Below are 10,978 nucleotides of genomic sequence, written 5' to 3' on the forward strand. Positions count from 1 at the left end.
GCTTCAGTCTCCCAACGGCAGGCCGTCTTCGCCACCACGGTATTCATCCAGTGCAAGCTTGATTCGACGCAGCCGTTCCTGATTGTCTTCAGGGCTCAGCAGTGCCAGTTCAGTGGCCAGAACATCAATGGTCAGCAGCATGCCGTAGCGCGCGGCGGTGGGTTTATAAATGAAATTGGTCTCAGCAATTTGCAACGGCAACACCACCTCGGCCAGTTGCGCCAGAGGGGAGTCAGGCAAGGTAATGGCCAGCACGCGCGTGCCATAGCTACGCGCCAGGGTTACTGCGTCGAGCAGCTCCGGCGTGCGCCCGCTGAGCGAGCAGACAATCAGGCTGTGTTGCGGACCAAGCGTGGCCGCAATCATGCGCATCATCACCGGGTCGCGGCAGGCCGCCACCGGGTAGCCCAGACGCACCAACCGGGTTTGCAGCTCCTCGCTGCACAGGCTGGAGCAACCGCCCATGCCGAACGCATGAATCATGCGTGCATCGCTGAGGCACGCTACGGCTGCGGCAAAGCGCGACTCATCAAACCCGGCCAGGTGCTGATGCAGAGTGGCCTCTATGTCACCGACAATCCGGGTGAAAAAGGCCGACTGCTCCGGGGCCGGCTCAGGGTTGAGAAAACGACTGCCCACGCCGCTCGCCTGAGCCAGTTGCAGGCGCAAGTCGCGCAGGTTCCGACAACCGATGCTGCGAGCGAAGCGTGACAGCGTCGCGCTGCTGACCCCGGCGCGGCTGGCCAGCTCGTCCAGACTGGCACTTGCGGCAAAGGCGATATCGCTGAGCACCAGCCTAGCGATCCGGCCTTCTCCCGCGCTGAGTGAATCCTGACGGGCACGTATCTGGTACAGAATGTCCACTCAGAGCACCTGCGCCAGGCCCAGCGTCAAGGCGAAAGCGACGATGGAAATCAGTGTCTCCAGTACCGTCCAGGTCTTGAAGGTTTGCGTTACAGTCATGTTGAAATATTCCTTGATAAGCCAGAAACCGCCGTCGTTGACGTGGGAAAAGATCACCGAGCCTGCGCCTGTCGCCAGCACCAGCAACTCGGGGTGCGGGTAACCCAGGCCCATCGCCACTGGTGCAACGATCCCCGATGCGGTGGTCATAGCCACCGTTGCCGAGCCTGTCGCAACACGCATCAGCGCCGCGAACAGCCAGCCCATCAGCAAAGGCGAGAGATGGAAGTCCTGCGCCAGACCAACGATCTGGTTGGTGACGCCGCTGTCGACCAGAATACGGTTCAAACCGCCACCGGCACCGACCAGCAACGTGATGCTGGCGGTCGGTGCCAGGCACTCATTGGTGAATTTCAGGATCGAGTCGCGATTGAAACCCTGAGCGATGCCCAGCGTCCAGAAACTCAGCAGGGTGGCCAGCAGCAGGGCAATCACCGAGTTGCCGATGAACAGCAAAAAGCCATTGAACGCACTGCCCGGTGTGCTGATCAGGTTGGCCCAGCCACCCAGCAACATCAGCACCACCGGCAGCAGAATGGTCGCCATGGTCAGGCCGAAACTGGGCAGTTTTGCTCTTGGTTCGCGGTCGAGAAACTGTTTCGCCAACGGGTTTTCAGCCGGTAGATGGATACGCGGCACGATGAATTTGGCATATACCGGACCGGCGATGATGGCCGTGGGTATGCCGATCAGAATGGCATAGAACAGGGTTTGCCCTACAGACGCCTGATAAGCCTGAACGGCGAGCATTGCCGCAGGGTGTGGCGGCACCAGCGCGTGCACCACCGACAGACCGGCGACCATCGGCAGGCCGACCATCAGAATTGACACCCCGACACGCCGCGCGACAGTAAAGGCAATCGGCACCAGCAGAACGAAACCCACTTCGAAAAACAGCGGCAAACCCACCAGAAACGCAATGCAGACCATGGCCCAGTGCGCGTTACGTTCGCCAAAGCGGTCAATCAACGTGCGCGCCACCTGCTCGGCACCACCGGACTCGGCCATCATTTTGCCGAGCATGGTGCCCAGCGCGACGACCAGTGCGATATGCCCCAGCGTTTTGCCCACTCCCGCTTCGTAAGAGGCGACCACGCCACTGGCCGGCATCCCGGCAACCAGCGCCATACCGACCGACACCAGCGTAATGACGATAAACGGATTGAGGCGATAGCGCGCAATCAGCACGATCAAGGCAATGATGGCGACAGCGGCGTAGACCAACAGCGAAATACCGGGTGACGGCGACATAGCGGCGGTTCCTTGCAGAATGGGTAGGCGAGGGCGCAATACCGACGGCTGAAGCCGTCAGCCGGAAGGCGACTCGGGAGTACTCGGCAGGGATGACGCAGGAAAAGGAGTGAAGCAGGTTTCGAGGCGATAACAGGTATTCATTATTTTTATCTCTGTTTTCGTGATGAAAATAAATTACACGAAAATGAAATATAAAAAAATATATGAAAATAAATTTCTTTGGAGTGGAGACTTGTGACTAAACCTTCGCCCCCAGCGGCTGCAACCTCGCCAGCCGCAACGCTACCCCGAGGGCAATCAACAGCAACACCCCGATAAACAGCCCGATGCCGTTCCAGCCCGCGTAATGCCAGAACACTCCGCCACCGGTTCCGGCTACGCTTGAGCCCGCGTAATAGCAGAACAGGTAAAGCGAAGCAGCCTGACCTCTGGCCGTTGTCGCTCTGCGTCCCACCCAGCTGCTGGCTACCGAATGCGCACCGAAGAAGCCGAAGGTGAATATCAGCACGCCTGCGATAACCAGTGGCAGCGGTGTGAACAGGGTCAGCAGCAGGCCGGCCAGCATCATCACGATCACGGCCCATAGCACCCGTCGGCGGCCAAGACGGTCGGCCAATGAGCCGATCTTTGCCGAGCTGTAAATACCCGACAGATACACCACGGAAAACACCCCGACCACGGCCTGGCTCAGGTTGTAGGGGGCGCTCAAAAAGCGGTAGGCGATGTAGTTGAACAGCGTGACGAATGCGCCCATCAGCAGAAACCCGACCAGAAACAGCAGCGGCAACCCGGCGTCTTTGAACTGCACCACAAAGCCGTCCAGCAGGCTGCGAGGGTGCAGTGAGCGAGGGCGGAAGTTGCGCGATTCCGGGAGGATCTTCCAGAACACCACAGCTGCGATCAGGGCCAGTCCGCCGACCACCAGCATCGCCGCGTGCCAGCTTACGTAATCGATCATGACCCCGACGATCAGCCGCCCGCTCATCCCGCCAACCGCGCTGCCGCCGATATACAGCCCCATTGCCAGGCCCAGATGCGTGGGGTGGATTTCCTCGCTCAGGTAAGTCATCGCCACTGCCGCCAGACCGCTCAGCGACAGGCCCACCATTGCCCGTGTGATAAGTACGCCTTCCCAGCTGGGCATCAGCGCGCTGGCGATGGTGAACAGCGATGCACAGAATAGCGCCATGACCATCACCGATTTGCGCCCCAGCCGGTCGGATATCGGTCCGGTGATCAGTAGGCCGATGGCGAGCATCGCCGTGGCGACGGACAGAATCAGGCTGCTCTGGGCTGCCGAAAGGGAGAACTCGCCGGACAGCGTTGGCATCATCGGCTGGACGCAATACAGCAGGGTGAATGTCGAGAACCCGCCAGCGAACAGCGCCAGTGCGGTGCGTTTGAAAAGCGGCGTGTTTTTCTCGATGTAAGTGTCGCCAGACGGTTTAGCGGAGGCATTCAAGTCTGTGGTGGGCGGGGCGACGGCAGGATTCAAGGGAGACCTCGGAGCACGATTGGGCAGGCAATGAAAAAATCATATAGCCCGACAAACATTCCATCCAATATATTGTTCGACCTGTTTGATAGGTAAAACGACTTAATGGAGGCCGCATGGAATTGCGTCATCTGCGTTACTTCATCGCGGTTGCCGAAGAGTTGCATTTCGGTCGTGCAGCCCAGGCGCTGGGTATCTCCCAACCGCCGCTGAGTCAGCAGATCCAGACGCTGGAGCAGGAGCTGGGCACGCGTCTGTTTGATCGCACCAACCGGCGTGTCGAGCTGAGTGAATCCGGCAGGTTGTTTCTCGATGAGGCGCGTCTGGTGCTGGCGCAGGTCGATAAAGCCACTGATGTTGCCCGGCGCGCGCAACTGGGTGAAATCGGCGAGCTGAAGATTGGCTTTACTTCGTCGGCACCGTTCACTTCCAGCATTCCTCAGGCGATTTTTGCCTTCCGTCAGGCTTATCCGGATGTGCACCTGACCCTCACCGAAATCACCAGCCAGGAAGTGGCAGCAGGGCTTGAGGACAAGACCATTCAGGTCGGCATCATGCGCCCGTTGGCGTTACCCGATTCGTTGGTGGTGTTTGAGCTGCTGAACGAGCCACTGGTGGCGATCATGCGTGCCGACCATCCCCTGGCGGCAGAAAGCGAGGACGGGATTTATATGTCGGCACTGGCCGCCGAGCCGTTCGTGTTCTTCCCGCGCACTTATGGCAGCGGCATTTATGCGCAGGTTCTGAGTCTGGCGCGCGCCGCGGGGTTCAGCCCGCTGATCACTCAGGAAGCGGGTGAAGTGATGACCATCATTGGCTTGGTGGCGGCTGGACTGGGCGTCACCGTGCTGCCAGCGTCCTACCGCCGAATGCGCATCGACGGCGTGGTCTATCGCAATGTCCTCGACCCCGGCGCGACAAGCGCGGTGTGGCTGGTACAGCGCAAGGACGAACAGTCACCGATGGCCAGGGCGTTTACCGAGCTTTTAACGCGCAATGTCGCACGATAGTTGAGGTTATCGTTCCGCACGCTCCGCGTGGGAATGCCTGTCGTGACGCTCTGCGTCACAAATCTGCGCCGCGCCGCAGACTCAAGACCGGACGCAGAACGTCCAGAACGGCATGCGACGTGGAGCGACGTACGAGAGTTGAGACGTGCGTGGCCTTACCCCCAGCGCTTGAATATCAATGACGTATTGACACCGCCAAAGGCAAAGTTGTTGTTCATCACATATTCGTTACTCATACGCCGGGGTTCGCCGACGATGTAGTCCAGTTCGCCGCATTGGGTGTCGATGTCGACCAGATTCAGCGTATGAATGTAGCGGTCGCTGTTGAGCATTTCGATGCTGAACCAGGACTCCAGTGCGCCGCAGGCTCCCAGCGTGTGGCCGAGGAAGCTTTTCTGCGAGCTGAGCGGCATGCGCGGGCCGAACAGGCTGCTGGTGGCCAGGGTCTCGGCGATGTCGCCCTGTTCGGTGGCGGTGCCATGGCCATTGACGTAGCCGATGGCTTCGGGAGGCAGGTTGGCATCTTCCAGGGCCAGTTCCATGGCGCGACGCATGGTGGCCTGCTCGGGACGAGTGCTGTGGGCGCCGTCGGCATTGCTGCCGAAGCCGACGATTTCGGCGTAGATGTGTGCGCCACGTGCCTGAGCGTGCTCAAGTTCTTCGAGCACCAGCATGCCGCCGCCTTCACCGATCACCAGTCCGTCTCGCCCGCTGTCGTAGGGGCGTGGCGTGGTGTGTGGCGCGTCATTCTTGAGGCTGGTGGCGTACAGCGCGTCGAACACCATCGCCTCGGTCGGGCACAGCTCTTCGGCCCCGCCCGCCAGCATCAGCGGCAGACGGCCAAACTTGATCGCCTCGTAGGCGTAGCCAATGCCTTGGCTGCCACTGGTACAGGCGCTGGAAGTCGGAATCAGGCGTCCGGTCAGGCCGAAGAAAATGCTGATGTTGGCGGCGGTGGTGTGCGGCATCATTCGTACGTAGGAGTTGGCGTTCAGGCCTACTGCCACCGAGTTGATCAGCATGTTGCCGAAGGCCTTGATCTCGTCGGTGCTGCCGGTTGACGAGCCGCAGGCGGTGCCCATGCGCCCATCGCGAATGAGCGGATCATTCAGCAGCCCGGCGTCGATCAGCGCCTGTTCCGCAGCAGCCACTGCCAGTCTCGATACGCGGCCCATGCTGCGCAGTTGCTTGCGTGTCCAGTGTGCGGGCACGGCGAAATCGTCGATGGGGCCAGCCAGTCGGGTATTCAGTTCGGCGAAACGGTTCCACTCGTCCATTCGGCGAATGCCGCTGCGATTGGCGGTGAAGCTCGCATCGATAGTCGGCCAGTCGCTGCCCACCGAGGTAATGCCGGACATCCCGGTGACGACCACACGCTTCATCAACACAGCCCTCCGTTGACGGCCAGCACCTGACGAGTGATGTAGCTTGCTTCGGCCGACATCAGGAAATTCACGGCACCCGCCACTTCCTCGGGCGTGCCCATGCGTTGCGCCGGGATCATTTTCAGCAGTTCGTCGACTGGCACGTTCTCGTCGAGCATTGCGGTGTCGATCAAACCTGGCGCGACGCAGTTGACAGTGATTTTGCGTTTGCCCAGTTCGATGGCCAAGGCCTTGGCGGCACCGATCAGGCCTGCCTTGGAGGCGCTGTAATTGACCTGGCCACGGTTGCCGATAAGGCCGGAAACCGAGGTGATGCAGACAATACGGCCCGCCGCACGACGACGAATCATCGGCATGGTCAGCGGGTGCAGAACGTTATAAAAACCGTCCAGATTGGTGCGCAGCACCTGATCCCAGTCATCATCGCTAAGTGCCGGAAACGCGCCGTCGCGGGTCAGCCCGGCGTTGAGTACCACGCCGTAATAGGCGCCGTGGGTTTCCACATCAGCTTCCAGAATTGCCTTGCAGGCGGCACGGTCCGAGACATCGAATTGCAGAACGCGTGCCTGACGGCCCAGCGCAACGACTTCGGCCTGCACGGCTTCGGCTTCGCTGCGGCCGGTGCGGCAATGCAGGATCAGGTCGTATCCGGCCTGGGCCAGACGCAGAGCGATGGCGCGGCCGATGCCACGGCTGGAGCCGGTGACCAGTATCGATTCAGTCATGCCGGGGCTCCTTCAGCCAGATAGTCAGCAGTGTTGGGCGGGCAATATACATTGAGTCGGGCAAAAGCCTTGATATCCGGTCCGGTCAGGGTGCATTCGAACACGCCCATGCCGCTGTCGTCCTGCAAGGAGCGCACGGCATGGATATGCAGTTCGCTGCCCAGCGGGAAGCGCGCTACGTTGCATTCGAACTTGCGGCTGCCGAGCAGAAACCCCAGCTTGACCGCTTCACCCTTGGTGCGCGCCTGGCAACCGGCATAGGCCGCGACGCTCTGGGCCATCAGCTCTATGCCAAGCCAGGCGGGCAGGCTGCCGTCCGGCTGGTTGAACAGACCATCGGCGCGCACGGTCAGGCGGGTTTGAATCTGCTCTTGGTCAAAACTCAGCACCTGATCGATGAGAATCATGTCGCCAGCATGGGGTATGAGTTCGGCGAGCGACCACTCGGTCATGGGGCATCTCCGATAATCAGGCTGATGTTGTTGCCACCGAAGGCAAACGAATTGCTCATCATGTAACGAGCATTTGCAGGTGCCAGGCGCGAACCTGGCAGTGTCCATTGCAGTGCAGGCAATAGCGGGTCAGCTTCGCCGTCCCACAGGTGCGGGGGCAGGGCCTGTTCGCTGTTGTCCGGTGCCAGGCTCAACCAGCAAAACGCGACTTCCAGCGCTCCCGCGGCACCCAGCGTGTGGCCGCTGAGCGGCTTTGTCGACGAGCAAGGCACACCGTTCGGGAATACCGCCTGCACGGCCAGGCTTTCCATCGCATCGTTATGCGGCGTAGCGGTGCCATGCAGGTTCAGGTAACCGATCTGTGCGGCATCGAGTCGGGCACTGCCTAACGCTTGCAGCATGGCATCCTGAGCACCCCGGCCGGTAGGTTCGGGGGCCGAGATGTGGTGGGCGTCGCAACTGGCACCCGCGCCCAGCAGGGCAATCGAGTGGCTGTTGCCAGCTTCGCGGGTCATCAGAAACAGCGCTGCCGCCTCGCCGATGTTTATCCCGTTGCGGTGACTTGAAAACGGATTGCACAGTTGTGGCGACATGGCTTCAAGCGCCGAGAACCCATTGAGGGTCAACCTGCACAGGCTGTCGACGCCGCCGCACAGCACCGCATCGCACAGGCCTATGTCCAGCGCCCGTCGTGCGCTGAGCAGCGCCCGCGCGCTGGACGTGCAGGCTGTGGAAATCACATAGGCCGGGCCGCTCAATTGCAGCCAGCTGGCCAGGAAGTTCGCCGGTGCGCCCAGTTCCTGTTGGCGATAATCGTAATCGTCGGGGAAGGTCTTATCACGCAGCCAGCTTGCCATGCTCTCGCTTGCTTCATCGATACCCGAGGTGCTGGTGCCGACGATCACGCCAATCCGCCCGGCTCCGTAGCGCGCGATAGCCTGACGAATGTCATCTTCGATCTGCAAGGCCGCGGCCAGCAGCAACTGGTTGTTGCGGCTGCGCTGCGATTGCATGGCGGGCGGAATGGGCGGCAATGCGGATTTTACCGCGCCGACCGGCAATTCGCGTTCCGGCACCCAGCCGCTTTCGAACACCATGCCCGAGCTGTCGCCTGCGAACAGTCTGCGCGACACCTCTTCACGGCTGTCGCCCAGCGAGCAGATCAGGCCCAGCGCATTGAGATAGGCAGTCATGGCATGCTCTCGTCGTTCAGCGGTGTAACCCTGTAGCTCAACCCGTCCTTGAGACGAATGGTGTAGGCGTTGGCTGACTGATATTCGACCAGCCAGCGATCATCCAGACGCCGCTGCATGCCCTGGCGGTACGCCGTGGGGTAGCGGCCATGCATTTCCAGATCCGAGGTCATGGCGAACATTATTGCCGCAAACAGCTCGCGTGCTTCGGGGTTGGGGGGAAGCAGACCGTCGGCTTGCCATTGTCCGTTGATCAGCAACTGGCGAGCCTGGGGGATACCCAGCGGGTCCATCATCGACCAGCGCAACCCGGCGTTTTCGCGCTGGATGACCAGCATCCAGTCTTGCCGCTGATCAGCCTGTCGGCGTTCGATGTGCAGCTGCACCGGCAATTGCATCGTCGGTGCGGTAGTCGGCAGCGGTGCCTGTGCAGCGCAGCCGCCCAGCAGCAGAAAGGCCAGAAATAATACCCGGATCATGATGCGCCACCTTGTAGCGGTTTGCGGGCCACGACATTGACCAGCGTTTCTTCCCGTTGCCCGAACGGCCTGGGTTTTTGCAGTTTCAAGGCTTCGAGCAGGCCGAAATCCCTGGCGCGGCTCCACCACAGGTAAGGGTACGAAACATGCTGTGCGCCGAACTCGAAACCCTGGTCGCGGATCATCTGCAGATACTGAGCCGCGCTTTTCTGAACGTGCATGGGGTGGCGGAACAGCCAGCGAATCACCCAGGTGTCGATGTACGCCTCGGTGGACTCGGCGAACAGCAGGTAACCGCCTGGCTTGAGTACGCGATAAAACTCGGCAAGCGCCTGTTCCTGCTCGACCAGATGATGAAAGGTCTGGTGACAGAACAGCAGATCGACGCTGGCGTCGGGTACTGGCAGGGCTGCGCAGTCGCTGCCGATCAGCTCGACCTCTATGCCTCTGGCGCGTGCCTCCTGACGGCTCATCTCCAGGCTGTGCAGGTCGGCATCGACACCAATCAGCCTTGAAGGCTGAAAAACCCTGCTCAGGTGCTGAAACGACTTGCCCTGCCCGCAACCGGCGTCGAGCAAAACCGGTGCGGCCGGAAGCGCGCTATCGAACAGGCTGCGCAAATCGTCTATCGCCACACGCAATACGCGGTACTGCCAGGTGTGGCCGCGCAGAAACCACAGGCCGAAGCGGGTTTCCTCGACATAGCTGTCACTCAGGAACGGTCGATTCATGAGTCACCGTCCGCGCAGATTTCCGAGAGCGTGCGCAGGCGGCGCTTGGGCTCGCTGACAAACGGATTGCGTTCGTCCCAGGCATAACCGGCCAGAATCGAGCTGATCATGCGGCGGATGTCCGGAGCGCTGCCGGGGTAGAAAATCACGCTCTGGAACGTACCGTCATACCAGCCCTCGACATAGGCACGAAAGGTGTCGACGCCACGTTTCAATGGCACCGCGAACTCGGTTTCCCAGTCCACGCTCTCACCCTGCAATTGTCGATTCAGCACGCCAGCGGCCATGCTCGCCGAACGCATGGCGATGGTCACGCCTGACGAAAACACCGGATCGAGGAATTCCGCCGCATTGCCCAGCAGCGCAAAGCCCTTTCCATGCAGGGTTGTGACGTTCGCCGAGTAGCCGCCGATGGTCCTTGCCGGTGTATCCCAGACCGCATTTTTCAGCACGCTGGCCAGTTGCGGTGTTTCATCGATAAAGGCGCGCAGGCAGGCGTCCAGGTCATCGGGCTTGTCTTTGAAGCGCTCGGCCGAGGCCACGACGCCTATCGAACAGCGGCCTTCGCTGAACGGGATCGACCAGAACCACACATCGCTGTGCTGCGGATGGATGCTGACCAGGATCTTCTGACGGTCGAAGGGCGGGCTTTCGATATGGTCTTCGATATGGGTAAACACCGCCTGACGCACCGGAAAGCCCGACGGCGCTTCCAGATCCAGCAGGCGCGGCAACACGCGGCCATAGCCGCTGGCGTCGAGTACGAAGGTCGCCTGTACGCTGTATTCGCTGCCATCCTCGCGTTTTACCCGCAATACCGGCTGCAGGCTGTCGAAGTCGGCGCTGATGATTTCCTGCTGATAGCGGATTTCCACGCCTTGCAGCTCGGCCTGATCAGCGAGCAATTTATCGAACTCGCTGCGTTGCACCTGAAAGGTGGTCGGCTTGCCGTTGCTGAAGGTATCGCCGAAGTCGAAATCGCTGTACTGCTCGCCGCGCGCAAAGGCAGCACCGTTCTTGAGCTGGAAACCGGCGGCCTGCACGGCATCGAGCATCCCGGCTTCTTCGACGAAGTCCAGGCAATGGCACAGCAGACTTTCGCCGATGGAGAAGCGCGGGAACAGCTGACGCTCGATAATCAGCACGTCGTGGCCCTGGCGTTTGAGCAGGGCTGCCGCAATGGAACCGGCCGGGCCGGCACCGATGACGACGACCTGACGAATTTCCCTATCAGTGATGGGCACAGGTATTCCTTTCCGGTTGGGCGATGGCAGGGAGTGACGACAACGCT

The 10,978-nt window shown here is 60.8% G+C and carries 11 protein-coding genes; 1 reads left to right on the plus strand and 10 read right to left on the minus strand.

Going from position 1 to position 10,978, the window contains the following annotated elements:
* Positions 1-3: 3 nt before the first annotated feature.
* From LJU29_RS01760 to LJU29_RS01770, 3 genes are all read right to left on the minus strand, one after another.
* A complete protein-coding gene (locus LJU29_RS01760; RefSeq protein ID WP_257111566.1) occupies positions 4-864 on the minus strand; it encodes a MurR/RpiR family transcriptional regulator in 861 nt (286 codons plus the stop codon).
* A complete protein-coding gene (locus tag LJU29_RS01765) occupies positions 865-2,214 on the minus strand; it encodes a GntP family permease (protein WP_257111567.1) in 1,350 nt (449 codons plus the stop codon). It lies immediately after the preceding gene.
* A gap of 241 nt (positions 2,215-2,455) precedes the next feature.
* The gene (locus LJU29_RS01770) at positions 2,456-3,712 is read right to left on the minus strand and encodes an MFS transporter (RefSeq protein WP_005778703.1); all 1,257 of its coding nucleotides are present in this window, start codon (positions 3,710-3,712) and stop codon (positions 2,456-2,458) included.
* Between the two features lie 116 nt (positions 3,713-3,828).
* Here LJU29_RS01770 and LJU29_RS01775 point away from each other — a divergent pair, with 116 nt between their 5' ends.
* Positions 3,829-4,722: a LysR family transcriptional regulator gene (locus LJU29_RS01775; protein ID WP_057423632.1), complete on the plus strand. Its 894-nt coding sequence runs from the start codon at positions 3,829-3,831 to the stop codon at positions 4,720-4,722.
* A gap of 155 nt (positions 4,723-4,877) precedes the next feature.
* Here LJU29_RS01775 and LJU29_RS01780 read toward each other — a convergent pair whose 3' ends face one another.
* The 7 genes from LJU29_RS01780 to LJU29_RS01810 are packed head-to-tail and all read right to left on the minus strand — an operon-like array spanning position 4,878 to position 10,931.
* Positions 4,878-6,104 (minus strand): beta-ketoacyl-ACP synthase, encoded by a 1,227-nt coding sequence (locus tag LJU29_RS01780; RefSeq protein WP_117140325.1) that lies wholly within the window; start codon positions 6,102-6,104, stop codon positions 4,878-4,880.
* Positions 6,104-6,832, minus strand: coding sequence for a 3-oxoacyl-ACP reductase FabG (gene fabG, locus LJU29_RS01785; protein ID WP_057424270.1), 729 nt, complete (start codon positions 6,830-6,832; stop codon positions 6,104-6,106). The genes LJU29_RS01780 and fabG overlap by 1 nt, the downstream gene beginning before the upstream one ends.
* Positions 6,829-7,284, minus strand: coding sequence for a hotdog family protein (locus LJU29_RS01790; protein ID WP_002551673.1), 456 nt, complete (start codon positions 7,282-7,284; stop codon positions 6,829-6,831). The genes fabG and LJU29_RS01790 overlap by 4 nt, the downstream gene beginning before the upstream one ends.
* A complete protein-coding gene (locus LJU29_RS01795) occupies positions 7,281-8,477 on the minus strand; it encodes a beta-ketoacyl-[acyl-carrier-protein] synthase family protein (protein WP_057424269.1) in 1,197 nt (398 codons plus the stop codon). Before LJU29_RS01795 ends, LJU29_RS01790 begins: the two co-directional genes overlap by 4 nt.
* The gene (locus LJU29_RS01800) at positions 8,474-8,956 is read right to left on the minus strand and encodes a hypothetical protein (RefSeq protein WP_057424268.1); all 483 of its coding nucleotides are present in this window, start codon (positions 8,954-8,956) and stop codon (positions 8,474-8,476) included. Before LJU29_RS01800 ends, LJU29_RS01795 begins: the two co-directional genes overlap by 4 nt.
* Positions 8,953-9,687, minus strand: a complete 735-nt coding sequence (locus tag LJU29_RS01805) for a class I SAM-dependent methyltransferase (RefSeq protein WP_257111568.1) — start codon at positions 9,685-9,687, stop codon at positions 8,953-8,955. The genes LJU29_RS01800 and LJU29_RS01805 overlap by 4 nt, the downstream gene beginning before the upstream one ends.
* The gene (locus LJU29_RS01810; RefSeq protein ID WP_257111569.1) at positions 9,684-10,931 is read right to left on the minus strand and encodes an NAD(P)/FAD-dependent oxidoreductase; all 1,248 of its coding nucleotides are present in this window, start codon (positions 10,929-10,931) and stop codon (positions 9,684-9,686) included. The genes LJU29_RS01805 and LJU29_RS01810 overlap by 4 nt, the downstream gene beginning before the upstream one ends.
* Positions 10,932-10,978: the final 47 nt, after the last annotated feature.

Origin of the sequence: Pseudomonas ficuserectae, assembly GCF_024584585.1 — a bacterium.
GTDB lineage: Bacteria > Pseudomonadota > Gammaproteobacteria > Pseudomonadales > Pseudomonadaceae > Aquipseudomonas > Aquipseudomonas amygdali.